Consider the following 25,520-nt stretch of genomic DNA (forward strand, 5'->3'; position numbering starts at 1 on the left):
CTCCCGCGCCGGCTTGGACTCACGCTTGCGTGGACTCACAAGCTCCGATGTCATCACTCACCGTGCCCATCCCGCCGGACTTCAGCCCGGCGTGTTCAGTCGATTGGGGCATAGTCGATGTAGCCGCGGTCGTCGCCGCCGAAGAAGGTGGTGCGGTCACCCTGGGCGAGTGGGGCTCCGGTGGCGAGGCGGTACGGCAGGTCGGGGTTGGCGATGAAGTTGGTGCCGAAGGCGAGCAGGTCGGTGGTGCCGTCCTCGATGAGGCCCAGCTCCGCTGGACCGGTGGGTGTGGTTCCGGTGTCGGGGTTGAGAATCAGGGTGTTGGGCCACTCCGTGCGGATTCGGCGGGTCAGGTCGCGCCCGGCGCGTTCGGCGAAGTGCAGGTAGGCGAGGTCGAGAGCGGCCAGTTCGCGTACCAGGGGTAAGTAGGTGGCGTCGTGGTCGGGGTCGTCGTTGATGTCGTTGACGGTGGCCCCGGGTGAGATGCGGATGCCGACCTTGTCGGCGCCGACGGCTTGGCTCGTGGCGCGGGCGACCTCGACGGCGAATCGGATTCTGCCTTCCACTGCGCCGCCCCATCGATCGGCGCGCTTGTTGGTGTGGGCGGAAAGGAACTGATGGATGAGGTAGCCGTTGGCGCCGTGCAGCTCGATGCCGTCGAATCCGGCGGCGATGGCGTTGCGGGCGGCCGATGCGTAGTCCTCGATGGTGGCCAGGATCTCGTCCTCGGTGAGTTCGCGGGGGACGACGAAGTCTTGCAGGCCGGTGTGGGTGAAGACTTGCCCTTTGGCCCGTACGGCGGACGGGCCGGCCGGAACGAGACCGTCGGGCAGCAGGTCGGGGTGCCCGATGCGACCGCTGTGCATGAGTTGGGCGAAGATCACACCGTCGTTGGCGTGCACCGCGTCGGTGACGGCGCGCCAGGCGTCCACCTGTGCCGGCGAGTGCAGGCCGGGCACGTCGGTGTAGCCCTGCCCCTGCACCGACGGGTGGGTGCCCTCGGTGATGATCAGACCGGCACCGGCTCGCTGCGCGTAGTAGGTGGCCATCGACCGGGTCGGCGTGGCACCGGGGGCACGGCTCCTGGTCATCGGGGCCATGACGATACGGTTCTTCAGCTTCTTTCCGGCCAGCGCATACGGCTGAAATGCTTTGGTGGACATCACAATCCTTGACGAAGTCGACTGGGGATGGTTATTCCGGACCGGCGATCGAGGTCCCGTGCAGCTGCTCAGGCGGAGTTGGCCAGGGTGGACAGCGGGCTGCGGGTCCCCGCCATGGACGCCGCGCGGCGTCGGCAGCCGGGAGTTTCGGCCGGTACCGGTCTGGCGACGGCAGTGGGGCTACAGCCTCGCGGCTACCCACTCAGATGGTGCCGCCCTGTTGGGGGGCGAGGCGGCGGGAGAGCCGGTCCGCGATGTCTTCCGTTGCACCGACGGCGCCGGTCACCATCTCTCGGAGGACTGTGTCCAGTGGCGTCGGCTGCACGCCGAGGACCGCCTCCGTCCGGCTGGAGTCGATCACATGCGGGTTCTCGTTGCTGTACATCAGTTCCATGAGTTCGCCGAACACCGGTTGCTGTCGAGCCAGCGCGGCCAGCTCGTCGCGATCGATGCGGTGCAGCTTCGGCGTGGGCGCTCCGGCCAGTTCGGCGAGCCGCTCGCTCAGCGCCCGCACGGACAGAGACGACGTGACCGGCACGTGCCAGGGCCGGCCCCACGCGGCGTCGTTGCGACTCGCGGCCACGAGCGCCCGGGCGATGTCTTCGGTGTAGTTCCAGCTGTGTGCTACGTCGAGGTCTCCCGGGTAGGACGCCACCTCGCCGGCCAGGAGGGGACCCAGCACGAACGCGCCGTAGGGACCCACGGGGCCCGCGCCGAGGAAACCTGTGGCCCGCACTTCGGTGACCCGCGCGCGGCCTGCTTCGTGAGCGGCCAGCGCGTCGAGCCACATCTGCGCTCGCACACGACCCTTGACCGTGGTCGCGGCCATCGGCAGGTCCTCGGTCATCGGCCCGTCGACATGACCGTAGCCGTAGGTGTTGCCCAGCATCACGTAAGCCGCTCCGGTCCGCTCGACCGCGGTCAGCAGCGCCGCAGACATCGGTGGCACGTCGACAGCCCAGCGGTCCAACGCGGGAATGGCGCAGTTGACCACCACGCGCGCGCCCTCGGTGAGCTCGGTGAGCCGGTCGGCATCGGTGATGTCCGCGGCCACGAGCTCCACCAGCGGATGGTCGGCGCCACGGCCACTACGGGTGATCTGGCGGACGCGCTCGCCGCTCTCAGCGAACTGGCGGGCGGTGGGCAGGCCGGCTGCGCCGGCCCCGGTGACAACGACGATTGACATGTCTCAACCTTGCCGAGCTGCAGCGCTGTACAGTAGTGGCCCGAGTGCCATACATCCGGAGGTTCTGGCCATGCACCGCGTCGTCGTCATTGCCGTTCCGCCGGTCAACACCTTCGATCTGTCCATCCCTGAGCTGATCTTCCGCGGGGTGGAGATCGAGGGGCGGCCCGCTTACGACGTCCGGGTCTGCACGGCTGAACCGGGGATCCTGCCGTCCGACGGCGCTTTCGACCTGTTCGTCCGGCACGGCCTTGAGGCGGTCGACGAGGCCGACACGGTGATGGTGACTGGCGGGGCCGGCCGCAACGACGTCCCTCCGGCGGTCCTGGAGGCGCTGCGTGCAGCCGCTGCGGCGGGCAAACGTCTCGCATCGATCTGCACCGGCGCCTTCGTGCTGGCGGCCGCCGGTCTGCTCGAGGGCCGACGCGCCACGACGTACTGGGTGAAGTCGGACATATTTCGTCAGCGCTACCCTGCCGTCACGCTCGAACCGGACGTGCTGTTCGTCGAGGACGGCCCCGTGTTCACCTCAGCGGGGCTAGCGGCCGGCATCGACCTCTGCCTGCACCTGGTCCGCTCCGACCACGGCGCCGCAGCGGCCAACGCGGTGGCCCGGCTGGCCGTTGTGGCGCCGGTACGCCCGGGCGGTCAGGCGCAGTTCATCGAGACCCCACTGCCTGCCGTGACCGGTGTCTCCCTCGCCGCAACCCGGGCCTGGGCGCTGCAAAGGCTTGATCAGCCACTCACGCTGACCGATCTGGCCCGGCACGCCAACAACAGCGTACGGACGCTGACTCGCCGATTCCGCACCGAAACCGGCCTCAGCCCGCTGCAATGGCTGCTGCATCAGCGCATCAACCGAGCGCGCGAACTTCTGGAATCCACCAACCTGCCGATGGACCTCGTCGCCGCTCGCAGCGGACTGGGCAGCTCCGACTCGATGCGCCAGCACCTGACCCGGCGGGTCGGGCTAACACCGACGGCGTACCGGCGATCCTTCACCCGTCTGTCGGAACAACGGTAGCCGCAGCCGCGGAAGGTGGGGGCCCGACTCTTCCGCCCTAAGATCATGGAAGAGTCGAGACCGAGGTGCGCTGGCTACGTAACTCTGAAAACTCATTTCGCACATATATCGACGCCCTAGGCTGGCCGCATGACCGCACGAAGCACCGAGACCACCGTTCGTACGCCAGACGGCCTCAGCCTGGTCGGCACTCTGGTCCAGCCGGACGGCCCAAGCCGCCACGCCGCCGTGCTCGTGCACGGTCGCGGTGTCACGCGCCATGAGGCGGGCTTCTTCACCCGGTTGGCTGCCGGCCTGGCCGAGAGCGGCGTAGCCTCGCTCCGTTTTGACCTCCCCGGCCATGGTGAGAGCGAAGGCCGCCAGGAGGACTTGTCACTCGCCGGTGTTCTCAACGCTGTTCGCGGAGCACGGGCTCACCTCTGCCGGGAGACCAACCTGGCGTCGGCGTCGCAGCAGATGCTCGACGAGTAGCCAGTTGAGACGTCGGAACTGCTTCGCGAACTCGGTTCCGACCACGGTGTCGACGCGAGAACCGATCGTCGAGTCGGCGTCGATGACCTCTCGAACTGCGACCATCTCGGGGAATGTGTCGAGCCAGCCAGCTTCGGAGGCTCGCGCCGGTATCTGCCATGCGGCGGCTTTCAGGGCCACAAACGACGATTGTGTGTACCGCCGCCAGCCACGTGTGTCGACCGACGGGCCGATCACAGGAGCAGCTTCGTACTGCCGGAGGTCGTCGAGAGCAACCCCCATCAAGGTCTTGATCGCGTCGTGAAGTTCTGGCCGGCGGCTGGGCATGCGAGTCTCCGTTGGACGAGATGTGGCATCGGACTGATGGCCGCCGGTGGCGAACGGAACAGAATGCCACACCTCGCACCTCATCGCACCTGGATTTGAATCACTCATTCGGATGGCTTCGCGATCGGCGCGACTCGTCTCCTTCTGTTCCGGCGCTCTATCCGTCGCTGGGCTTGTCGTCGCGCACCGGCGGATGAATCATCTGTACGTTCGAGACACCCCCCTGGTTCACACAGTCCTCGGCGAGGTTATGCACATGCCAGAAGAAGTCCTCAGGCGACTCCTGAGCGTTCACAGTCATCTCGACAGGTGTGTACCGGTGAAGCGGAATCGACACACCGTCGTAGTTGAAGCCCATGGTATCCGTCGTGAGGATCGTCAGCGGCGTGCCGCCTCCACATTCGATCCCGACCCGAATGTCGTACTCGTCGTTACCCGTCGCTTCGGCGGTCGTGCGTACGAGAGCCATCAGGTCTGCGATCGCGCACTCGATAGCCGCGGATTTGATCTGATTGCCGTCGAGCATGTCGGCGCGGCCCGCTGGGTGCCCACCGACCGCGGCAGCGACAGTCGCCGACCCATCATGGTGGATGCTGATCCACGATTCGCGCCAGGTCATGCCTTCTTCGGTTGCCGTGTTAACCGCAACCCACCTACGCAAACCGGGACGAGGATTGAGATAGTCCACACTCTCCAACGGATGAACCCCAGTACTCGCCGCATACACCAATGCCAGGCCTCTAGTTTCTGTTAGGACCTGCCGAGCTTGGGTCTGCCCAGAGTCTGGTTGACACCTGATGTGTGAGGCTTCGGCCTCGCTTGGAAGGATGTCATCGTGCCCAAGCCTTATCCCCGTGAGTTTCGTGACGACGTCGTCGCCGTCGCCCGTCGCGGCGAGACGCCGTTGAAGCAGGTCGCGAAAGATTTCGGGATCTCCGAGTCGTGCCTGGCCAACTGGCTGCGCGCGGCCGATGTCGAGGACGGCACCCGGCCCGGCGTGACCCGGGACGAGTCCGCCGAGCTGCGGGAACTGCGTAAGCGCAACCGCCTGCTGGAGCAGGAGAACGAGGTCCTGCGCAAAGCTGCGGCTTACCTTGCCCAGGGCAATCTGCCGGGAAATAGCCTTCCCGCTCGTCCGTGAACTGGCCGCGGCCGGCGCCCCGGTCAGGGTGCCGGTCGCGGTGACGTGCAGGGTGCTGGGCATCTCCCGGCAGGCCTACTACCAGTGGTGCGCAGCCCCGGTCTGCCAGCGCGACTGGGATGACGCGCACCTGATCAACGCCGCGCTCGAGATCCACGCCGACGACCCAGGCGATGGGTACCGGTTCATCGCCGACGAACTCGCCCGGCAGGGCTTCAGCGTCTCGGAGAACCGGGTGTGGCGGATCTGCTCGATGCAGCAGATCTTCTCTTCGCACGCCAGGAAGAAAGGCCGTAACGCGAAGGCGGGGCCGTCGGTGCATGAGGACCTGGTTCGCCGGAACTTCACCGCGACGGCACCGAGCGTGACGTGGCTGACCGACATCACCGAGCATCCCACCGGCGAGGGCAAGCTGTACTTGTGTGCGGTCAAGGATTGCTATTCCAACAAGATCGTCGGATACTCGATCGCGTCGCACATGCGGGCTTCGCTCGCAGTCGCTGCGTTGCGTAACGCGATCGCGCTGCGAGACCCGCGCGACACCGTCGTCCACTCCGACCGCGGAGCCCAATTCCGATCCGACGCCTACCGGCGTCTGTTGCGCGTTCACGGGCTGACCGGGTCGATGGGCCGGGTCGGCGCCTGTGGTGACAACGCCGCAATGGAATCGTTCTTCTCGTTGCTGCAAAAGAATGTTCTCGACAACCGGCGGTGGCGGACCCGGGAGGAGCTCCGGCTGGCGATCGTGTCCTGGATCGAGACGAAGTACCACCGCAAACGCCGTCAACGGGGGCTGGGCAAGCTCACCCCGGTCGAGTTTGAGACCATCTACATGGCCGCAGCTGCAGCCTGAAACAGTCAGCCCCCGGTGTCAACCGAAGTCTGGGCAGACCCCTTGATCGCGAGTGAGACGCGTGCGGAGCTTTGGTATACGCGGGTGCGCGACCGCGATCAACCACGCCCGCGTCTCGCTGTCACGGCCGGCCGCAGCATCTGCGAACAGGATGTCAAGCACCTCCGTCGCGTGCCTGCGCTCGTCAAACCGAGCTCGGTACGCAGCCTCGACTTGACGCTCCTTCATCCACACGGTGTCGGCGTCGTTTCGAACCGGCGCACCGAAGCACTCGTTCCTATAGATCAGATGCGGCCCGTCCACGCTCGCAGGCACCTCGACGACCACGGCCCGTTCCCCCTCAGCGCCAAGGCAGTACACGTTCAAACCGAAGACCGGCGGAGAGATAGCAGTGATCGCCACACTACGCAACGAACGCTCGCAGGCCTCATCAAAGTCGCCCACGTCAACCCGGCTGATCGCTGCCTTCTGCGACTCGCGTACGCCGAACACGATCACGCCGCCACCGCTGTTAGCCATCGCCGCAACGTCTTTAGGGAAGTCGGTTTGCGCCATCCCCTTCGCCGGCGGCAACTCGGACTTCCAGTCAAGGTCACTCGACTCCGTAATCCCCGTGGTCACGGCGTGGGTGAGGAGATCGTTGCTTAGCGGCCCGGGGTCCGCCCCGACCGCCCGGTGAAGAGCTGTGAAGGTCACTCGATAAGCGTAGAGACGGAGCTCGGTAAGGGACCCGCATGAACCACGGCGAGTCCTTCTGGCGGGTGGTCTCGCGCCGCGCCTATTCTCCCTCAAGAAGTGGCAAGGGCGACCTGGTTTCGACCAGCGCGCTTACGCGGGGTGAGACCCTACAGGAGGCAGCCGTCCATCGCCTGTGCGCGTGCGGATGCCGGCCACGTCGTCGTGGTGTCCTGGTTTCCCCTCATCGCGGCGGCCGACGACATGGCTCAGGTGCGGTCTGGCAACGGCGAGGTGACGTGGTCGGGCCCGACCCGGCGTACCTGGCCGTCGGTGAAGAGGGAGAGGCGATTATGAAGGCCGAGCAGGCGGTGGACACCTACGAGGCCGGGGTGAACCAGGTGGACAGGGCTTTGGTGGACGAGCTCGTCCGGCCCTGCTCTGTAGCAGTGCTATAGTCTGTAGCGATGGTACAGAGCCCGGAGCCCCAGGCCCGCGCGAGGCTGCTCGCCGCGGCGTTCGAAACAGCCACGCGCGAGGGCGTCGACGCGGTCTCGACGCGTGCGGTCTGCGCGGCCGCGGGCGTGCAGGCCCCGTCGCTATACCACCACTTCGGCGACCGCGCCGGACTGATCCGCGCGGTGGTCGACGCCGCGTTCGAGGAGTACTTCCAGCACAAGGACGCCAGCACCTCTACGGCCGGCACGGGCCCCGGAGCCCGTGTCGCCGCGGGGTGGGATGCGCACATCGCGTTCGCGCAGGCCTACCCCGGCCTCTACCCCGCGATGTACCCGACGTCAGGCCCACTGCCGAGCCACGTCGAACGCAGTGGCGCCCTGCTGCGCGCGGGTTTCGACGAGTTCGAAAGAGCGGGTTTGCTCCGGCCCGGTATCACCGCGGAGCTGGCGACGAACGCGTTGCGCGCGGCCCTCCGGGGCGTCGCCCACGCGGTCGCCGCGACCCCCGGCGGCCGGGACCACCACATGATTTCAGCCGTCGTCCGCGACGCCGTCATCGACGCGCTCGTCATGGACGACGGGCGTTACTGAGTCCGACCTCCTCCGTCCGGAGTGAGGCGGGAGCCATTTTTCCAAGGAGCAACACCGATGACCGATCTGCTCAAGGGCAAGACCATCCTCATCACCGGCGCCTCGTCCGGTATCGGCGCGTCCGCCGCTCACCTGTTCGCACGTGAGGGTGCGAACGTCGTCATCACGGCTCGTCGCAAGGCCGAACTCGACCGTGTCGCCGAGAGCATCACCGGAGGCGGGGTTCTCGCCGTTCAGGCGGACACCACGAACGCCGATGAGCTGGAACACGCCATCGCGACAGCGGTCGAGAGGTGGGGCAGGCTCGATGGCGCCCTCAACAACGCCGGCCGCAGCCAGGGTGGCGGCCGCCTCGCTGAGGTGCCCGACGAGACCTTCGACTCCGTGTTGGAGGTCAACTTCAAGGGCGTGTGGCTGGCGATGCGCGCCGAGCTGCGGGCGATGACCGCGGAGGGCGCAGGCGGCGGGGCGATCGTGAATGTCAGCAGCATCGGGGGAACCCTCGGTGCCAACGGGCAAAGCGTGTACGGCGCGACGAAAGCCGCGGTCATCTCCATGAGCCGTGCGGCCGCGGTCGAATACGGTCGTGACGGTGTCCGCGTCAACGCCATCGCGCCAGGCGCGACGATGACCGACATGATGGTGGCCTGGGAGCAGCGCGATCCGAGCATCGTCGAGCAGCTCAGTTCCGTCACCGCCCTGGGGCGCCCCGGCCAGCCGGAGGAGATTGCCGAGGCGGCCGCCTGGCTCCTCAGCGATCGCGCGAGCTACGTCACCGGAATGACTCTCGGTGTCGACGGTGGCGCCGCACCCTGGCCGCACTGAACCGCCGTGAGCGTGCTGCCGCGCCGTCGCGGCAGCCGGCGGCCGAGGAACCTGCGCTGGCCACAGCGGCGAGAGCTACGGGTCGTCACGACCGCCAACATCTGCGTTCTGCGCTTGGCGCGGAGAGACGACGGCCATTTCAGCGTGGCACCTTCGAAGGTGGTTCGGCCGCCTCGGGGCAGCACCTGGACGAGGCTCAGCACGCAACCCTGCAGTGCAGGTGCGTCACGCTCTCATCGCCGCCGGCGACAACCCCGAACGCCTGCGAAGCGAAGCATCGTTCGCCGCGCTCTGCGGAGCCAGCCCGGTGGAAGCATCTTCAGGCAGGACACAACGCCACCGACTGAACCGCGGTGTCGACCGCCAAGCCAACTCCGCTCTGCGCAGAATCGTGCTGGTGCGCCTGCGCTGGGACCGACGCACTCGCGACTACATCCGACCGGCATGTCCACGAGGGGAAGACCACACGCCAAGGCGTCCGGTACGTCAAACGCTACATCGCCTGCGAGCTCTACCGGGTCATCACTGCGCCCGATACGCCGGCTGCGCCGGCACATCACGCTGCTTGACTGGGGCGTAACTCATGCCGGGCCTGGTGACCACAACTCCCTGGTCGCGAGCCACAAAAAGGTAACTATCTTTCCGTGGTTGTCGGCTCCCGTGATGGCCTTGCAGTCCCCGGCTTTGCGGTCGCGTCGCGACAGGACACGAGAACGTCGCCGACGCGGATTCCCGCTCTCCGACGAGGAACTCGCCGAGCTCGACGAGATCGGCCGACAACTGGTGCGGCACCGAACTTCAACCCTAGGAGAAGGCTTTGCTGTGCTCGGCGATGAAGGCGCGCAGGCTGCGCGGTGGTTCGCCGGTGAGTGCTTTCACCTCGTCCGACAGCCACGCTGCGTCGCCTTCAGCTATCAAGCCGAACGCCTGGGCATTGGAGTCAGCGACGGTCTCGGGCACGCCCGCGCCGATCATCGCCGCGCGGTGTTCGGCCGGGGTGAGCCGCCGGTATTCGACCGGATGCCCCAGCGCCGCGGCGAGTTCCTCCGCAACGTCGGTGTAGGTGATCAGTTCCGGCCCGGTCAGCCAGTAGGTCCGGCCGGCGTGCTCACCCGGCGCGGTCACGATCGCGGTCGCGGCGGCGGCGACGTCCCGCGCGTCGATCATCCCGACCTGACCGTCGCCGGCCGACATCGGAAAGCCCCGGGTCCGGGAGATCGCCGGTGCCAGGGCGAGCAGGTTCTGCAGGTAGGCGTTCGGCCGCAGCAGCGTGTGCGCGAGGCCGGCGGCTTCCAGGTGGGCCTCGATCCGCGCCTGGCCCCGGCGCCGGGCGACCGGGGAGTCCGCTGACGCTTTGCTGCTGACCTTGACGATGTGCGTCACTCCGTGGCGGACGGCGGCGTCGATGACCGCCATTTCCTGGGCCGGCACCGCGGGGCTGACGAGCAGCACGGTGTCGACGTCGTGCATCGCGGCGGCGAGCGTGCCCGGGTCGCCGAAATCGCCGACGGCGACCTCGACATCGTCGAGGGGCGCGCGGGACGGGTCGCGGACCAGCGCTCGCACGGGGTGGTGCTGCGCAGCGAGCAGCCGGACCGCTTCCGAGCCGACCTTGCCGGTCGCGCCGGTGACCAGGATCAACGTGGCCTCCTTCAAGATACTCCGCAGATTGGATTGATCTATCCAAACTAGCGCCGGTAGGATTGGATCGTCAAGTCCAGTCCGAAGTGGGTGAGCTGATGACGTCGCAAGGTGCGCCGAGCACGCAGAAGGGCCGCGCGACCCGGGACCGGATCGTCGTGGCCGCGGCCGAGCTCATGTACCGCCACGGGGTGGCCGGCACCAGCACGCCGGCGGTCCGCGACGCCGCCGGGGTCAGCTCGTCGCAGATCTACCACTATTTCGCCGACAAGGACGACCTCACCAAGGCGGTCATCACCCACCAGTCCCAGGCAATTCTGGCGCACCAGACGCCCCTGCTGGTCACCCTCGACAGCTTCGACGCCCTCGACTCGTGGCGAGACGTCGTGGTGGAGGCGGCACGTCGGCAGAACGGCGCCGGCGGGTGCCCGCTGGGCAGCCTGTCCAGCGAGTTGTCCGACGACCATCCGTGGGCCCGCGACGCTCTTGCGGCCGGGTTCAGTGCGTGGTCCGGCGCGATTCGCGACGGCCTGGCCACGATGGTCGGCAACGGTGCTCTCCGGCCGGGGACGGACGCCGACGAGCTCGCCCTCGCCCTGCTGGCGGCCGTCCAGGGCGGACTCCTGCTCGCCCAGGCCCAGCACAACACGAGCGCGCTCGAAGCCGCTTTGAACGCCGTGATCGCCCACATCCGCGGCCACGCGGCCGGCCGAGCGTGAAGTAGGTCGCCTCTCGCCGACTGGCGCACCACCCCTCCCCCACCTTGCAGCCACACCGCTCGTACACCGACGTTCGCCCCGTCACGAGCTCCCTGTCGATCACCCCAACGGGCGACCCACGCGACGCGTGGTTGCGACCGGCCGGTTCGCCCGTCCGCATCGGGTGACGCGGCCGAGTCGGGCACGGGCTGCCAGTCGCCGGCTTGGCGCTCGGCCCCGGGTTGCCGTCTGCCTGACGGCGGCCGGACCGAGGATCCTCGCACGCCCGGTCGCCGCGCTCGCGCAGCCGGATTCCGACGGCACTGACTACATCCGACGGGGACAGGTGACTGCTTCGAATCAGGCGCAGTCCGCGAACTCGTCAAACTCGTCCCAGGCATCGAGGAGTCGGTGTCCCAGAGGCGGAACAGCAGTGCCTCGTCCGGCTGCATGTCCGGGGAAGTAGCCAGGACCCCGCCTGCTGCAGTGGATCACCGACAGCGGGCCCTCGGCGATCGTGGCCGACAACCTCGCCGCGGAGCGCTCCCGCCTGAATTCGGCCCCGGGCCCGAATCCGTGGTCGCTTCCTCCGCCGACGTCACCTCGATCATCGGGCCTCCCGCGGCGGCGATCAGTCGACCGTGGTGCCCGGGTCCGGTACCGGCGGTGTGCCGTAGTGGCCCGGTGGCAGTGTGCGGTGCCGGCTCCAGTGCACGGCGTAGCTGATGACCTGGAGCAGCGCGACCGCCGCGACGTAGGCGCCCAGCCACGGCAGGAATCCCGGCGGCACGCTGTGCAGCAGGAAGTCCAGCACCAGCGGGATGACCACCAGCACCGGCGACGCGGCGTACACCGCCTCCGCGCGCAAGGCGCGGGCGACCGCCAGGGACGCGGTGTCTTCGGCGAGCAGCGGACGCCGGAGCAAGCCGACCAGAACCCAGCCGGTGACGACCGCGCTCAGGGCCAGCAGCACGAGCCAGCTCAGCGCGTACGTCCGAGACGGCGTGCCGGAGTAGATCGCGCCGGCGAGCGCGGCCCCGCCGCCGAACACGAGCACGAGGGACGCGAGGTACCAGCCACCCAGGACGCGCCGCCACGGATCCGGCGGGTGCGGGGCGGCAACGTCGTCCCGGAAGCCCCGCTCACGCAGGCGCACGGTGTCCCAGCTCGAGAGCGACAACGCAAAGTAGAGGAAATACACGGGCCCGCCCTGGGTGGTCCCCGAGCCGAACAGCGATATGAATGCCGCCCCGGCGGCGTAGGCGAGCATCAGGTAGACGAAATAGCGCACCGCGCCGCCGAAAGCCGGTCTCGTCCCGATCAGCGCGGCGAGCAACGGCGTCGGCCGTCCGACCGGGTGCCCGCGCTTGGCCAGCCAGTGTCGGGCTGCGTTTTGCTCCGCGGCGGTCACCAAGATCATCGGGCCACCGCCAAGGTGCCGTAGTCGCCCGCCGGGAGCTTCCGGCGCCGGTACTGCGTGTAGAAGCCGATCGCCTGGGTCACCACCGCGAGGGCGAAGTAGCCGACCAGCCACGGCGTGAACTCGCGCGGCTGCCCACCCTGCACCAAGGGGTCGAAGATCGCCGGGTACGCGAACAGCGCCGGGTAAGCGAGGTACTGGTCGTCGCCGCGCAGCAGGCTGTCGACCGCGAGCGAGGCTTCGTCTTCGGCGATGACCGGCCGCCGGAGCACACCGGTGAGGATCACCGTCACCACGACCGCCCCGAGCGCCAGGAGGCCGAGCCAGCTCAGCGCCCAGGCCGGCTTCGACGTCGTCACGGACATCACGACAGCGAGCACGGCGCCACCACCGAAGGTGATCACCACCGAAGCCAGGTTCCACCCGTTCAGCGACGCTCGCCAGTCCGGCCGGGGCCGGTCGATCCCCCGGCCGGCCAGGTGGAGGGTGGCCCGCCGATCACCCAGCCGCACCGCAAGCCAGAAGGCCACCACCAGGGTGGCGTACAGCGCGAAGAACGACCGGCCCTCGGGCATGTCGGAATAGCGGAGGCCGGTGGCGTGCGGCAGGAATCCCAGAGCGAAGCTGCCGGCCACCGCCACGACCACCAGCACAACCACCCACGCCCAGGACCCCGGCGGCCGCGCACCGCCGCGGGCGCCCAGCCGCAGCGCCAGCAGCGTCGTCGGCTCTGCCACCTCCACGCCGCGCTTGGCCAGCCACTTCCTGGCCACTCTGACCTCGGCCTCCGTCGATCCCGCGTAGTCCATACCCGCTCCCCCTCGCCTCGGGGAGTACACGCACGAACCGGCCGGAAGGTTGACCCGAAAACGGCCCGCTTACGGAGGGAAGCAGGCCGTTCGCGTCAGGGCTACGCAGGTGCTGCGATCCGTGGGTCACGGCCGAGTAGGCGTCGACTGCGCCGTGCCTCCGGACGCCGCAACCGACCAGACCGACAAGGCCACCCAGCGCGAAGGCTGCTGCGCCTGATCACGCTCGGCAGGCGGGCGTTCAGGCCGCCTGCCGAGAGGCCAAGTTCAGTGTCGCGCGGCCACGGGAGTGACCAGAATGCCTGGCGGATGACCAACTAGCTTGTCGCTCGACACCCCGGTCAGGTCCGGATCCTCCGCCACGCGCACTCCCCAGATCATTCGTTCGGCCTAATGAACCCGCCATGCATTCAACCACGCGGAGTACGTTCTACCACGCATCTCCGTACGCCATGTCGGGTCTTTCACCTGGGGTTACCGGGGTCACGTGCCGGGGTGATGCACATATTCAATGGTGCACTATTCCCACAAGATACTCACCAGATCGCACACGTGTTCTATGCACGGTCGCAGGTGCGCACGCATCACGATGAGATGGTGTGCGAGAGTGCAGACCTCATCGTCGATCCGACGCAGAGCCGGACTTACCTGCCGGACGCGCGGCTGCGGAAGCTAGCGAAGCTAGCGCGAAGACGGTGACCGCGGCGGTACCCTGAGCCAGGAATCGGGGGAGGTGGACGTGGCCGAGGGGACCGTCGGACGGCTGTACTTCGGGCGCGACGACGCCGAGCACGACTTCGCCGACGGCCTGTTGCGCGAGGGGTTCCTTGTCACTAGGGCCTTCGAGGAGGTGTCGGCCGGCCACAAGAACCTCGTCATCGGCCGCAAAGGTACCGGCAAGAGCGCAATCTGCATGCGGCTGCGGACCCGCGACGGCAGCTGCCTCATCACCCCCGACGACGCCGCCGGCGAAGAGCTGCGGCGGTTCGAGCTTCAAGGGCTCACCGGCGCAACAGCGAAGTCCCTGATCTGGCGATACGTCTTCGCTATACAAGCGGCGCGACACCTCGTGGGCCATGCGCGCAAGGTGCACCGCCGGTCCCCGAAGCCGGTCCGGGCGCTGCACCGGTTCCTAAAGAAGAATGGCGAACTCGCCGACATGAGCTTCTACGACCGCATCCTGCGCGGCGGCCGGGGCTTGCAGGCGACGCTGTCGCTGGAGGCGTTCGGCGTTAAGGCGAGCCTCGACCACAAGAACGGTGCGTCGGAGGGCGCACGCGCGTCGAAGCAGCTTGAGGTGCTTGAAGCGGGGGTCGCGCGCGGTTTCGAGGCGCTGGGCTGCACGGACGGCGGCCCGCTGCTGGTGCTGGTCGACCAGCTGGAACAGGTCTGGTCGAGCGACCGCGAGAGCGATGACCTGGTTATCGGGCTGCTGTTGGCGAGCAAGCGCGTCAACCAGGCGTACGGCGGCACGATGCGGTGCGTCCTGTTTGTCCGTTCGGACATCTACGACGCGCTGCGGTTCGACGACGCCGACAAGTTCCACAGCGACGAGCTGCGCCTCGACTGGACGCCGGAGAAGCTCGGCGAGGTCGCGCTGTTGCGCGCCCGTGCATCCCTCGGCCGGCCGGTGTCGCGCGACGAGCTGTGGGGCGAAGTTTTCCCTCCGCTGGTGGATGGCCAACTGGTCGACACCTACCTCTTCTCCCGCACGCTCCCGCGTCCCCGCGACGCGATCCAGTTTCTCAACCTTTGCCGCGACGCCGCCCACAGCCGAGGCGCAGAACAGATCGCTGAGGCGGACGTGGTGGGCGCGACGCTGCAGTTCTCCCAATGGAAGCTGCTGGACCTGGCCAAGGAGTACTTGGTCACGGTCCCCTTCCTGGATCGGCTGTTCGTACTTTTCCAGAACACCGGCTATGTGGTGATGCGCAGCGCGGTGGCGAACAGACTGGAACCGTTCGTCGAGGCCCTGCACGACCGTTTCCCGAACTACAAGCACGTCCTGACCACCGACGGCGTGGCCGAGATCCTGTACCGCGTGGGGTTTCTCGGCGTGCTACGAAAAACCGGTGTTTCGTACGCCGGCTCCGGGCAACTCCCCCTGCAGCCGCAGGAGAACGAGTTCCACATCCATCCCTGCTTCCGTCCGGCGCTCGGCGCCGAAGAACCGATGACCCCGATGCCGTTCGGGACAGCGGCCAGGCTGCGCCAATTGCGCCTGATGCTCGGCTCCGACAACACCGACGTAGCCTCACAGATTGTCAGCGGCGACGTGACGATCTTCTCTTCTAAGGACACCCGACTCCTCGAACTGCTGGTCAACGCTTGCCAACGGCTGCTGCGCCGTCTCACCCGCATGCCGCTGCCCGGCGGCGCTCAAGAGCAGCTCTCGGACCAGCTGTCCGACCTGGTCGCTCAGACGGTCACGTTGCGCGGCTCGAGCACGGAAGACGGCGTTGCGCACGTGTCCAAGGCCGCGACCTACCTCGACGGGCTGGCCCGGCAGCTCGCGGCGTCTGGTCTCGGCAGTCCCCGAGAAGACGGGATCGTTCGAGACCTCCGCACTGCGGCCAACACCCTGCATAAAGCGGTCGGCGGGGACTATCCCCAGAGCTAGTGGCGCGTCGTCGGTAGCCAACCTCCATCCGAATGATTGGCTACGAGCCGGCGCTTCACGAGCTGGAATCCGGCTGGGTCGCTCACCGCCAACGACGGAGTAATAGTGGTCGACTGCCCTACGCCGTCACCGGCGCTCCGGGGTGGACGCCCTGCTATTCCTGCCGTCGGTCGCCGCGACCAGCCCGATCGACCCCGAGGACGCCTGGACGTCGTTCCGACCCACGCACAACGCAGATCCGGGCGAGGTGAACGCGGTACTCGCCGCGGTCGCCGGCGACTTCCATTGGGCCGACCGAGTGGTCGACCGGCAACACGGGAACGCAGGTGGCGTGACCAGCGATTATTAGCCGTAGCGCGCCGTAGACTCGCGCGCTCTCGCGTTGGAGGCGCGATGGGTCGGATCGCATGCGTGCACGGCATCGGAAAGCAGGTTGCTGGGGAGCAGTCGCTGCTACGTGACTGGACCCACGCTCTGCTGGACGGGCTCACCCGCGCCAGCCATGGCGGCGCGATCACTGCGGACGACGTGGTGATGGGTTTCTACGGGCACCTGTTCCGCCCGCCTGGGGAACGACTGGCCGTCGGCGACCCGATGTTCACCGCAGATGACGTCGAACCCGGTCTCGAGCCGCTTCGGCTGGCTGACCTGGTGCCCAGATCAACCGGGACCGATGATCTGGAAAAGCAAATAGTCACCTGGCGCCGGTCGCGTACTCCGCAGGTCCTGTGCCGAGCGCAGCCCCCTCGGCCAGCACCGCTTCTGCTGCAGACATGGCTATGACGGCCGTCCCAGCCTTGCTACGCAGACAGCATTGCCTTGAATCGCGGGGTGACGTCCGTTCCGAGGTATTTACCTGCGGTGATCCGGATTCGGTGCCCGTTGACGTGCGCGGAGAACGAACCGGCGGTCTCGATGTCGGCGGCCGGCACCTCGCGGGCCCAGAGCACGTCGTAGGTAGTGTGGTCGAAGGCGATCAAGACGGCGACGTCGAAGTCGAACGAGCGGAAGGCCGAGAAGATCGCGCCCGCGCCGGTGTTCGGGCCGACGATCCTCGCCTTCACCTGAACTCGCCTCCCGTCTCTACTTTCGAGGTCGTAGGACTTGACCGAATTGGGTGCCAGCTCTCCTTCGTAGACGCGGGCAGCCATCCGCGCCTCCGGTGCCGCCGTCGAGACGATCGTCGTCGTGGACGCGGCGCCCGGCCACGCCCCCGCCGGCACGCTCGCGCTCGGCGAACTGATGACCCTCGACGCGCCGGGATTCGACTTCGACACCGCCTGGCGGGCCGTGCGGCCGGACGACGTCGCCACCCTCATCTACACCTCGGGCACCACCGGCGATCCCAAGGGCGTCGAGACCACCCACGCCTCGCTGCTGTTCGAAGCCCAGGCCGTCGCGGGCGTCCTGCCCGTCGAGTTCGGCGACCGGATCACCTCGTTCATGCCGTCGGCGCACATCGCCGACCGCATGACCGCGTTGTACTTTCAGCTCGTCTTCGGCACCCAGGTCACCGTCGTCGACGACCCCGGCGCCGTCGCGGCCGCGCTGCCCGACTGCCGGCCGACCATCTGGGGCGCGGTCCCGCGGGTGTGGGAGAAGCTGAAGGTCGCCGTCGAACTGGCCGTCGAGCGCGAGCCGGACAAGACCTGCCGGGCCGCGCTGCGCTGGGGACTGGAGGTCGGCGCCCGCCGTGTCGCCCTGCAACGCGCCGGGCCAGCACGCCCGCGCGGAGGCCGCGATCCTCGCGCCCCTGCGCGAAAAACTGGGCTTCGGCGACCTCAAGTGGGCCGTGTCGGGGGCGGCGCCGATCCCGCCCGAAACGCTCGAGTTCTTCGCCGGCCTCGGCCTGCGGGTGTCCGAGATCTGGGGCATGTCCGAGCTGACCTGCATCGCCAGCGTCGCCCCGGCCACGCCGGCCCAGCTCGGCACCGTCGGGAAGATCCTGCCGGGCATGGAAATGCGCGTCGCCGCCGACGGCGAGCTCCGGATGCGGGGACCGCTGGTGATGAAGGGCTACCGCGGCGAGCCGGGGAAGACCGCCGAAGTCCTCGACGCGGACGGCTGGTTGTCCACCGGCGACATCGTCACCGTCGACGCCGAAGGCTACCTGACGGTGGTGGACCGCAAGAAAGAGCTCATCATCAACGCCTCCGGCAAGAACATGTCCCCCGCCAACATCGAGAACGCCGTCAAAGCCCGGTGCTCGCTCATCGCCGGGGTCGTCGCCATCGGCGACCGGCGTCCCTACACCACGGCTCTCGTCGTCCTCGATCCCGAAGCACTCACCGGCCGGGGCATCGCGACGACACCGGCGGACCTCCCACGTCACCCGGACGTCGTGGCCGACGTGGCCGCCGCCATCGCCACCGCGAACACCGGGCTTTCCCGCGTCGAGCAGATCAAGCGGTTCCGCGTCCTCCCGCACTTCTGGGAACCCGGCGGCGACGAGCTCACCCCGACCATGAAGCTGCGCCGCAAACCCATCGCCGCCAAGTACGCCCCCGAGATCGACGACCTCTACGCCGACCCGATCATCGACGACGTGCGAGAGCCCGCCGTCCCATGACCGCACCCTCTTGGCAGTCCCGGCTGCTCGCCCAGGTGCTCACCCTCACGGCCCGTCCGCTCGGCGCACACGTCCCGCTCACCGCCACGACGTTGCCGTGGATCCGGCGTGCCATCGACCGCGCCGCCGCCGGCACCGGACGGCTGCCCCGCGGCACCACCTGGGAACCCGTCGTCCTGCCCGGCTGCCGCGCCGAACTCGTCCGCGCACCGGCGGCCGCGGCGGCGGCTCCGGTCGTGCTCTACCTCCACGGCGGCGGGTTCATCGCCGGGTCGGCTCGCGCCTGGCGGCCGTTCGTAGCGGCACTGTCCGCCCACATCGGACTGCCCGTGCTCTCCGTCGACTACCGCCTCGTGCCCGAGCACACGATCGGCGACGCGATCGAGGACGCGCTCGACGCCTACCGATGGCTCGTCGACCGAGACTTTCCGGGACCCGGAATCGTGCTGGCTGGCGATTCCGCCGGGGGTGGGCTGACGTTCGCGGTGGCCACCCGGCTGCGCGCGGAAGGACGGCCCGGCCCTGGCGGGATCGCGGTCATCTCGCCGTGGGCCGACCTCGACCCCGGCTCCCGCGCGCCCGTGCCCGACCCGTTCCTGACCGCGAACTGCATCGCCCGGGTCACCCGCCTGTGCACGGCCGACGGCCTGATGCTCCCACCGCCCGCGGACACCGACCTGCGCGGCCTGCCGCCGACCCTGATCATCACCGGAGAACACGACTTCCTCCGCCACGACAGCGAACTACTGGCCCGCCTGCTCGGCGACGCCGGCGTACGGGTCGAACTGGCCTCCTGGCCGGGACAGTCACACGCCTTCCCCTTGGCCCGCGGGCTGCCGGAAGCGAGTGCGGCGTTGCGGCGCCTCGCCCACTTCGTCAAGGCACTTCCGCCACCTCAAGCAGTGCAGTGAGGAGCATCCGCCGGTATCGGCTCGGTACCAGAAGACCTACGGAAGCCATCGATAGCACTCGCCGAGGCCGGGTAGCCCGCACAAAAGTCACCTCCACCGGCGATAGGAAGCACGGCGGACCCGCCATCAAGCGCCCGGGGGTCGTACTCACCCATAAGCCATTGATCGACGCGAGACCGACACAGTGCACACCGGGGGTGCTACTGCGCCGCGAAGCCGAGCCCATGCAGCCTCGCCGACGGCCACTACAGCCAGCAGACAGCGTCACCGGGACGGCAGCGGCAGCTGGGCAAGCCACCGATGGAAGGGGCTGGCCGGGTCGGCGCCGCGCGCGCTGGCCCGGCCGGCCAGAACCGGGATCCGGTGGCGGCGCGGGGTCCTGTCCCGCGGCTACATGGCGTGAACACCCGCGCGTGCAGGGCCGCCGCCCGCATTGGTTCACTCTGCTGTTGCGCTACGGCGCGAGGAGCAGGCCCGGAAGATCCAGGTGGTGATGCCGGCTGCGCGGGTGAGCGCGGCGGTGTGGCTCGCTCCGCGGGAATCGTCGAGGATGAGGCCAGGCAGATGTCCGCTCCGGCTTCGACCATGGTCTGGTTGCGGACGAACCCGGCGCCGCGGCCGCGGCTGCACCCCTGGGCGGGATGTTGTTCGACGCGGCCGCCCCACGAAGTCCAGCTTCGCAGAGCGCGTCGGCCCGCGGGGGCAGGCGCCGAAGATCAGGAATGTGTCGTGGTGCCAGACGTGCGCGAGGGCACGCCGGATAAGGGCGATGTCGTGCCATGCACGGGAACCGGTGATCAGAACGCGGTGCGCCATCTTGTGCCTCCAAGCGTGGTCGTCCGCGCGGGGTGCGCGGGTGTAGCTGGGGATCGCCGGGGCGTCCGGGCTGTGGTGTGGCCGGATGCCCCCACCGCTGTGGCAGGGTTCGAGGCGGGCCCGCCGTGCGACACTGACCGTGCACCGCTCCGGCACGGTCGTGAGCTGACCGTCCGTCGCTGTCACGCAGGGCGTCGAGACGATCCGTTCGCCACGCACCTCCGGTAAGGCTCATGGACGTTCGGCCGGCTCGCCGACGCCGGGTTCACCTACTGGCTCCTCTGGGTCATTCCGTCCGTAGCGCTGTCGCGGTCCGGGTGCGGGCTGCCCCGCCCGCGGGCAGCAACGCGCCCAGGAGCGCGATCACCAGCCCGCCCAGCGCGAGCAGGACCAGCTCTCCGGGCCGGTACACGGCGAACGCCGACGGCGGCAGCGTGACGCCGGTGGCGCGGCCCATCGCCGGCACGATCGCCGCATGCAGCACCGTGCCCGCGGGTACTCCGGCGAGGCCACCGGCGAGACCGGCGACTCCGACCGACGCCAGCACCATCGTCAAGGTCTGGCGCGGTGTCATCCCGAGGGCCTTGCAGATCCCGAGGTCGCGGACGCCTTCGCGGGTGTCGAGCACCACTCCGTTGAACACGCCCAGACCCGCCACCACGACCAGCATCAGCGTAAGCACTGCGGTCAGCGCGTTCAGCGCGGCGATCTGGCCACTGCCTCCCGCCGGCGGCGCCGCGTCGGCGGCGACGTCCAGTCCGGCCAGCGCCGGGTTCAGGGCGCCCGTGTAGGCAGCCAGGTCCGTGCCGGGCCGCAGCGAAACGTAAAAGGTGTCCGGCCGCAGCTCCGGCAGCGTCGTGTAGACCGTCATGCCGCCGTGCCGGGTGTCGAAGACTTCGCCGACGAGCCGGACCGTGACCGTTTCGCCCCGGACGTACAGCGTGACGCGATCGCCGAGGTGGGTCCCGGTCGCGGTGAGGAACGCAGTCGGCACCACGGCTTCGCCGGGTGCGGCGAGCCAGTGTCCGGCGGTCAGCTGGTAGCCACCCCACGACGCGTCGCCGGTGAACGACGTGACCCGAACCGAACCGGTCACGCCGGCGACCGTCGCGTCCGCATGAGCCACCCCGTAGGACGCGCGGGTGCCCGGCTGGGCGGCGATCGCCGCGGCCACGGCCACCGGATCGGTGATCGGCCGGTCCTCGGCCGGCCGGGCGCCCGGCTCCGGGCGGGACGTGCCGACGCTCACGTCGGCGATGTCGTGGTCCCGCGCGGTCTGGACGGCCAGCAGCGACGAGGACAGGCCGACGGCGAACGTGACGGCGGTGGCGCCGAAGCCGACCGCCACGAACATCGCCAGCGTCCGGAGGGGCCGCGAGAACGGTCGTGCGAGACCCAGGCCGACCGGACGCGGCAGCGCCGAGCGCGAGGCCAGCCGCGTCGCCCACCGGCCCCGGACGGCCGGCGGGGTGTGCCCGAGGGCGAGCGCGTCGACGGTCGGCAGCCGGCCCGCGCGCCAGGCACTCGCCCACGCCGTCAGCGTGACCACGGCGACCGCGCCCGCGATCACCGCGGCGTCGATCCACAGCGGGACGGCCAGCGACGACACGGCGTACGCCTCCTGCGTCTCGGCCAGCACCGGGACGGCCAGCGCGTTGCCCGCCGCGACACCCAGCACGACGCCCACGGCCGCCGGGATCAGCGCCTGGCCGATGTAGGCCCGCACGACCTGTCCCGGGGTGAACCCGAGGGCCTTGAGGACGCCGATCCGGCGCCGGCCCGCGCCGACCGCACCGGCCACGATGTTGCCGACGATCAGCACCGCCGTGACCAGGCCGAGCACGCCGAAGGCAATCAGGAACGGCACGAACAACGCCGTCGCGCGCACGGCCACCTGCCGGACCGTGAGCCACGACTGCACTCCGCTCACGGCGTCCGGTGCCACCTTCGCCGCCACCGCCGCGCGGTCCACGTCGACCTGCTCGGCCGTGGCCGCGGCGGAAAACCGGTAGAGCATCCGGAAGTTCACGGCCGGCAGCACGCCCGGCAGCACCCAGGCGTCGGCGGTGTGGCTGATCGAGCGCGCGAGCCCGACGACCGTCAGAGCCGGCGCTCCCGGCAGCTCCGGGAACCGCAGGGTGGCGCCGGGAACTCCTGGCTCGCCGTCGGCCGACAGCACGATCTCGCCGGGTCCGGTGGCCCACCGGCCCTGGGTGAGTGCGACGGCGTCGACCGCGCCGCCGGGCTCGGCCCGGCCGGCGACGGTCAGCGGCGGCAGAGCCGTGCCGTCGAGTTCCGGCGTGAGCGACGCGACGGCGAAGGGACCCGCCACCGCGGTGACGCCGGGCGCCGTCGCGACCTGCGTGGCCGTCGCCTTCGTCCCGTCGAACTGAACGGTCAGGTGCGCGCCGCGCTGCGCGTCAAACGCGTCGTCGAAGGGCGCCTGCGACGCGACCAGCAGTGCGCCGCCGAGCACGGCCGAGGTCACTGCCATCGTCGTGGCCAGCCCGATCACGGCGGACTGCACCCGGCGGCGCCCGGCCCCCGAGCGCACGACGCGGCCCAGCGCGCTCATCGGACGACGTCCGCGGTGACCCGGCCGTCGACCAGGTTGACCGTGCGGTCCGTGCAGGACCGGGCCAGGGCCAGGTCGTGGGTCACCACGACGATCGTCTGGCCGTCGGCGTTGAGCTCGCGCAGCAGGTCGGCGACGTCCTCGCCGGACGCGGTGTCCAGCGCCCCGGTCGGCTCGTCGGCCAGCAGCAGCGGCGGCCGGTTCACCAGGGCCCGGGCCACGGCGACGCGCTGGCGTTCGCCGCCGGAGAGCCGGCCGGGGTAGGCGCGGGCGTGCCGCGCGATGCCGAGGACCTCGAGCAGCTCCGCCGCCCGGGCGCGGGCCGCGGGGTGGGCCATCCCGGCCAGCTGCGCGGGCAGCACGACGTTGTCGGCGACGGTCAGGTCGTCCAGCAGGTTGAAGAACTGGAAGACCATGCCGATCTTCGCCCGCCGGTAGCGCGCGGAAGCGGCTTCGCCGAGCCGGTCGACGCGCACGCCGTCGACGGTCACGGTGCCCGCGTCCGGCCGGTCCAGCCCGGCGATCAGGTTGAGCAGCGTGGATTTCCCGCTGCCGGACGGCCCGAGGATCGCCACCGCTTCGCCCGCTCCCACGGACAGCGACGTGTCGTCAAGCGCGGGCGGGCCGTCGTCGTACCGGCGGCTCACCGCGGTCACCTCGATCAGCGGTGTCGTCATGGGTTCTCCTCGTTCAGCGGACCGGACGAGGGAAAGCTAGGAGCACGCCGGGCCTGGGCGCGTCGGCCCGCGGGCGCATTTCCCGCCGGCGTCATCCTTCCGGTGTAGTCGCGAGGTTGACGCGGTCGTGGCCCGGTTCGGTGAGAATGGGCCGATGACCGCCGACCGCCTGTTCCCGTGGGCCGGGCCGCTCGCCCGGCCGAGCGGCCCGTTGCCGCGCCCGTCCCGGCCCGGGTGGGCGTTCGACATCGCGCTGGCGTTCGTCGTGACCACGATCGGGCTGAACTACCTCAGCGTGCTCGACCGCCGGATCCCGCTCGACGCGCACACGGCGCGGATGCTCGGCCTGCTCGCGCTGTCGCTCGTGTCGGGCGTCGCGCTGGTCTTCCGCCGCCGGTACCCGCTGGCCGTCTTCTGGGTCGAGCTCGCGGCGCTCGCGCTGACGCCCGACCTGGCGTCGCGGCTGACGTTCTACCCGTTCGTGATTGCCGCCTACAGCGCGGCGGCGTTCAGCCCTTACCGGGCCCCGACGCTGGTAAGCCTGCTGCTGGGGGTGTTCGAGACCGGGGAGCTGCGCTACGAGGTCTGGCCGATCGTGCCGACCCAGTACGTCACCCTGCTCATCGTGCTCCCGATGCTCGTCGCGACCCTCGGGCTGCGCGCGTGGCGCGTCCGGGCCGACGCCGAGCGCGAGCGTGTGTCCGAAGTGGAGCGTCGGCAGGCGGAACGGCTGCGCGGCGCCGTCGAAGACGAACGCGCCCGCATCGCCCGCGAATTGCACGACGTCGTCACGCACAACGTGAGCGTCATGGTCATCCAGGCCGGGGCCGCGCGGAAGATCATGGACCTCGACCCGGACCAGGCGCGGGAGGCGCTGCTCTCGGTCGAGGACAGCGGCCGGCTGGCGATGACCGAGCTGAGGCAGGCGATGGGCCTGCTGACGACCGACTCCGACGGGCCGGACCTCACCCCGCAGCCGGGTCTGGACGGCCTCCCGGCGCTGGTCGGCCGGGTGCGCGCCGCGGGCGCCGACGTCGAGCTGACGGTAACCGGGCCGCAGCGGCCGGTGCCGTCGGGGATCGGGCTCGCCGCCTACCGCGTCGTCCAGGAAGCCCTCACCAACGCGGTGAAGCACGCGGCGGGCGCCGCCGCGCACGTAGTCGTCGAGTACGGGCCCGACCGGCTCCGCGTCGAGGTCACCGATACCGGAGGAGCCGCCGCCCCCGCCGCCGCGACCGGCAACGGCCGCGGCTTGCCGGGCCTGCGCGAGCGTCTCGCGCTCTACGGCGGCACGCTGCAGACGGGCCGGCGCCCGACCGGCGGCTTCCGCGTCGAGGCCCTGATCCCCTGGGAGGCGGCGTGACCGACCCGCCGCGCGTGCTGATCGCCGACGACCAAGCCCTGGTCCGGACCGGGTTCCGGATGATCCTCGCCGCCGACGGCATCAACGTCGTCGGCGAGGCGACCAACGGCGCTGAAGCCGTCGCCGAGGTCCGCCGCACCCGCCCCGACGTCGTCCTGATGGACATCCGGATGCCTGAGCTGGACGGCCTCGCCGCGACCCGCCGCATCCTCACCGGCACCCCCGGCGAGCCGCGCGTGCTCATCCTGACGACGTTCGACCTCGACCGGTACGTCTACGCGGCGCTTGCGGCCGGGGCGAGCGGGTTCCTGCTCAAGGACGTCACGCCGGAGCACCTGGTCGCGGCGGTCCGCACGGTCCGTGCCGGCGACGCGCTGCTGGCCCCGGTGATCACCCGCCGCCTCGTCGAGCGGTTCGCGCTCCGCGACACCGGCGCCGAGCGGCTGCGCCGGGACCTGTCGGCGCTTACCCCGCGCGAACTGGAGGTACTGCGGCTGCTCGCCGGCGGCCTGAGCAACGCCGAGCTCGCGGGCCGGCTCCACCTCGCCGAGGCGACGGTGAAGACACACGTCGCCCGGATCCTGGCGAAGCTGGACCTGCGGGATCGTGTCCAAGCCGTCGTGCTGGCCTACGAGACGGGGCTGGTGAAGCCGGGGGTGAACTAGCCACGGTGCTCGTCGCATCGTGAAGTCCTCCGAGCCCCGTCT

Annotated in this window: 23 protein-coding genes and 2 pseudogenes; 14 read left to right on the top strand and 11 right to left on the bottom strand. The window is 69.7% G+C overall.

What is annotated here, in order from left to right; genetic code table 11:
- Window positions 1-95 precede the first annotated feature (95 nt).
- Together AB0M83_RS17560 and AB0M83_RS17565 are read right to left on the bottom strand one after the other, a co-directional pair.
- Complete coding sequence (locus AB0M83_RS17560) at window positions 96-1,163, bottom strand: alkene reductase (RefSeq protein ID WP_364518153.1); 1,068 nt, start codon at window positions 1,161-1,163, stop codon at window positions 96-98.
- A 202-nt stretch (window positions 1,164-1,365) separates the two neighbouring features.
- Window positions 1,366-2,349 (bottom strand): NAD-dependent epimerase/dehydratase family protein, encoded by a 984-nt coding sequence (locus tag AB0M83_RS17565; protein WP_364518155.1) that lies wholly within the window; start codon window positions 2,347-2,349, stop codon window positions 1,366-1,368.
- A 70-nt stretch (window positions 2,350-2,419) separates the two neighbouring features.
- Here AB0M83_RS17565 and AB0M83_RS17570 point away from each other — a divergent pair, with 70 nt between their 5' ends.
- Window positions 2,420-3,373 (top strand): helix-turn-helix domain-containing protein, encoded by a 954-nt coding sequence (locus AB0M83_RS17570; protein WP_364518157.1) that lies wholly within the window; start codon window positions 2,420-2,422, stop codon window positions 3,371-3,373.
- 129 nt (window positions 3,374-3,502) lie between these two features.
- Window positions 3,503-3,844, top strand: a complete 342-nt coding sequence (locus tag AB0M83_RS17575; RefSeq protein WP_364518159.1) for an alpha/beta fold hydrolase — start codon at window positions 3,503-3,505, stop codon at window positions 3,842-3,844.
- Here the strand turns inward: AB0M83_RS17575 and AB0M83_RS17580 are convergent.
- Both AB0M83_RS17580 and AB0M83_RS17585 read right to left on the bottom strand, forming a co-directional pair.
- A complete protein-coding gene (locus AB0M83_RS17580; protein WP_364518356.1) occupies window positions 3,746-4,171 on the bottom strand; it encodes a hypothetical protein in 426 nt (141 codons plus the stop codon). The genes AB0M83_RS17575 and AB0M83_RS17580 overlap by 99 nt on opposite strands.
- A 157-nt stretch (window positions 4,172-4,328) precedes the next feature.
- A complete protein-coding gene (locus tag AB0M83_RS17585; RefSeq protein WP_364518161.1) occupies window positions 4,329-4,790 on the bottom strand; it encodes a hypothetical protein in 462 nt (153 codons plus the stop codon).
- Between the two features lie 216 nt (window positions 4,791-5,006).
- Between AB0M83_RS17585 and AB0M83_RS17590 the strand changes: the two genes are divergently transcribed.
- Window positions 5,007-6,165, top strand: a protein-coding gene (locus tag AB0M83_RS17590) for an IS3 family transposase (protein ID WP_364518163.1) whose coding sequence is annotated in 2 segments (ribosomal slippage) — window positions 5,007-5,285 and window positions 5,287-6,165 — 1,158 coding nt in all. Because the reading frame shifts where the segments join, the coding sequence is not laid out codon by codon here.
- Window positions 6,166-6,183: 18 nt separating this feature from the next.
- Here the strand turns inward: AB0M83_RS17590 and AB0M83_RS17595 are convergent.
- Complete coding sequence (locus AB0M83_RS17595) at window positions 6,184-6,861, bottom strand: ATP-binding protein (protein ID WP_364518165.1); 678 nt, start codon at window positions 6,859-6,861, stop codon at window positions 6,184-6,186.
- Between the two features lie 446 nt (window positions 6,862-7,307).
- Between AB0M83_RS17595 and AB0M83_RS17600 the strand changes: the two genes are divergently transcribed.
- From AB0M83_RS17600 to AB0M83_RS17610, 3 genes and pseudogenes are all read left to right on the top strand, one after another.
- Entirely contained in the window at window positions 7,308-7,889 is a 582-nt protein-coding gene (locus AB0M83_RS17600) for a TetR/AcrR family transcriptional regulator (protein ID WP_364518167.1), read from the top strand.
- A gap of 57 nt (window positions 7,890-7,946) precedes the next feature.
- The gene (locus tag AB0M83_RS17605; protein ID WP_364518169.1) at window positions 7,947-8,714 is read left to right on the top strand and encodes an SDR family oxidoreductase; all 768 of its coding nucleotides are present in this window, start codon (window positions 7,947-7,949) and stop codon (window positions 8,712-8,714) included.
- A gap of 202 nt (window positions 8,715-8,916) precedes the next feature.
- A pseudogene (locus AB0M83_RS17610) lies at window positions 8,917-9,283 on the top strand (transposase); the annotation flags it as partial.
- Window positions 9,284-9,518: 235 nt separating this feature from the next.
- Here AB0M83_RS17610 and AB0M83_RS17615 read toward each other — a convergent pair.
- The gene (locus tag AB0M83_RS17615; protein ID WP_364518171.1) at window positions 9,519-10,355 is read right to left on the bottom strand and encodes an SDR family oxidoreductase; all 837 of its coding nucleotides are present in this window, start codon (window positions 10,353-10,355) and stop codon (window positions 9,519-9,521) included.
- A gap of 98 nt (window positions 10,356-10,453) precedes the next feature.
- Between AB0M83_RS17615 and AB0M83_RS17620 the strand changes: the two genes are divergently transcribed.
- The gene (locus AB0M83_RS17620) at window positions 10,454-11,074 is read left to right on the top strand and encodes a TetR/AcrR family transcriptional regulator (protein WP_364518173.1); all 621 of its coding nucleotides are present in this window, start codon (window positions 10,454-10,456) and stop codon (window positions 11,072-11,074) included.
- A gap of 610 nt (window positions 11,075-11,684) precedes the next feature.
- Here AB0M83_RS17620 and AB0M83_RS17625 read toward each other — a convergent pair.
- Together AB0M83_RS17625 and AB0M83_RS17630 are read right to left on the bottom strand one after the other, a co-directional pair.
- Window positions 11,685-12,473 (bottom strand): hypothetical protein, encoded by a 789-nt coding sequence (locus AB0M83_RS17625; RefSeq protein WP_364518175.1) that lies wholly within the window; start codon window positions 12,471-12,473, stop codon window positions 11,685-11,687.
- Window positions 12,470-13,282, bottom strand: a complete 813-nt coding sequence (locus AB0M83_RS17630) for a hypothetical protein (protein WP_364518177.1) — start codon at window positions 13,280-13,282, stop codon at window positions 12,470-12,472. Before AB0M83_RS17630 ends, AB0M83_RS17625 begins: the two co-directional genes overlap by 4 nt.
- A gap of 739 nt (window positions 13,283-14,021) precedes the next feature.
- Between AB0M83_RS17630 and AB0M83_RS17635 the strand changes: the two genes are divergently transcribed.
- A complete protein-coding gene (locus AB0M83_RS17635) occupies window positions 14,022-15,902 on the top strand; it encodes a hypothetical protein (RefSeq protein ID WP_364518179.1) in 1,881 nt (626 codons plus the stop codon).
- Window positions 15,903-16,295: 393 nt separating this feature from the next.
- The gene (locus AB0M83_RS17640; RefSeq protein ID WP_364518181.1) at window positions 16,296-16,685 is read left to right on the top strand and encodes a hypothetical protein; all 390 of its coding nucleotides are present in this window, start codon (window positions 16,296-16,298) and stop codon (window positions 16,683-16,685) included.
- A 17-nt stretch (window positions 16,686-16,702) separates the two neighbouring features.
- On the opposite strand, the gene AB0M83_RS17645 is transcribed toward AB0M83_RS17640, so the two are convergent.
- Complete coding sequence (locus tag AB0M83_RS17645; RefSeq protein WP_364518183.1) at window positions 16,703-17,221, bottom strand: hypothetical protein; 519 nt, start codon at window positions 17,219-17,221, stop codon at window positions 16,703-16,705.
- Here AB0M83_RS17645 and AB0M83_RS17650 point away from each other — a divergent pair.
- From AB0M83_RS17650 to AB0M83_RS17660, 3 genes and pseudogenes are all read left to right on the top strand, one after another.
- A pseudogene (locus AB0M83_RS17650) lies at window positions 17,145-17,492 on the top strand (AMP-binding protein); the annotation flags it as partial. The gene AB0M83_RS17645 and the pseudogene AB0M83_RS17650 sit on opposite strands and share 77 nt — an antisense overlap.
- A gap of 103 nt (window positions 17,493-17,595) precedes the next feature.
- Window positions 17,596-18,471: an AMP-binding protein gene (locus tag AB0M83_RS17655; RefSeq protein WP_364518185.1), complete on the top strand. Its 876-nt coding sequence runs from the start codon at window positions 17,596-17,598 to the stop codon at window positions 18,469-18,471.
- Window positions 18,468-19,382, top strand: a complete 915-nt coding sequence (locus AB0M83_RS17660; protein ID WP_364518352.1) for an alpha/beta hydrolase — start codon at window positions 18,468-18,470, stop codon at window positions 19,380-19,382. Before AB0M83_RS17655 ends, AB0M83_RS17660 begins: the two co-directional genes overlap by 4 nt.
- Before the next feature lie 1,102 nt (window positions 19,383-20,484).
- On the opposite strand, the gene AB0M83_RS17665 is transcribed toward AB0M83_RS17660, so the two are convergent.
- Together AB0M83_RS17665 and AB0M83_RS17670 are read right to left on the bottom strand one after the other, a co-directional pair.
- The gene (locus AB0M83_RS17665; RefSeq protein ID WP_364518187.1) at window positions 20,485-22,773 is read right to left on the bottom strand and encodes an ABC transporter permease; all 2,289 of its coding nucleotides are present in this window, start codon (window positions 22,771-22,773) and stop codon (window positions 20,485-20,487) included.
- Complete coding sequence (locus AB0M83_RS17670) at window positions 22,770-23,450, bottom strand: ABC transporter ATP-binding protein (protein ID WP_364518189.1); 681 nt, start codon at window positions 23,448-23,450, stop codon at window positions 22,770-22,772. Before AB0M83_RS17670 ends, AB0M83_RS17665 begins: the two co-directional genes overlap by 4 nt.
- 154 nt (window positions 23,451-23,604) lie before the next feature.
- Between AB0M83_RS17670 and AB0M83_RS17675 the strand changes: the two genes are divergently transcribed.
- Window positions 23,605-24,813 carry a histidine kinase gene (locus AB0M83_RS17675; protein WP_364518191.1) on the top strand — a complete coding sequence of 403 codons (1,209 nt, stop codon included), beginning with the start codon at window positions 23,605-23,607 and terminating at the stop codon, window positions 24,811-24,813.
- Window positions 24,810-25,478: a response regulator transcription factor gene (locus tag AB0M83_RS17680; protein ID WP_364518193.1), complete on the top strand. Its 669-nt coding sequence runs from the start codon at window positions 24,810-24,812 to the stop codon at window positions 25,476-25,478. Before AB0M83_RS17675 ends, AB0M83_RS17680 begins: the two co-directional genes overlap by 4 nt.
- The last annotated feature ends 42 nt before the right edge of the window (window positions 25,479-25,520 follow it).

Origin of the sequence: Amycolatopsis sp. NPDC051106 (genome assembly GCF_040682775.1) — a bacterium.
Taxonomy (GTDB): Bacteria; Actinomycetota; Actinomycetes; order Mycobacteriales; family Pseudonocardiaceae; genus Amycolatopsis.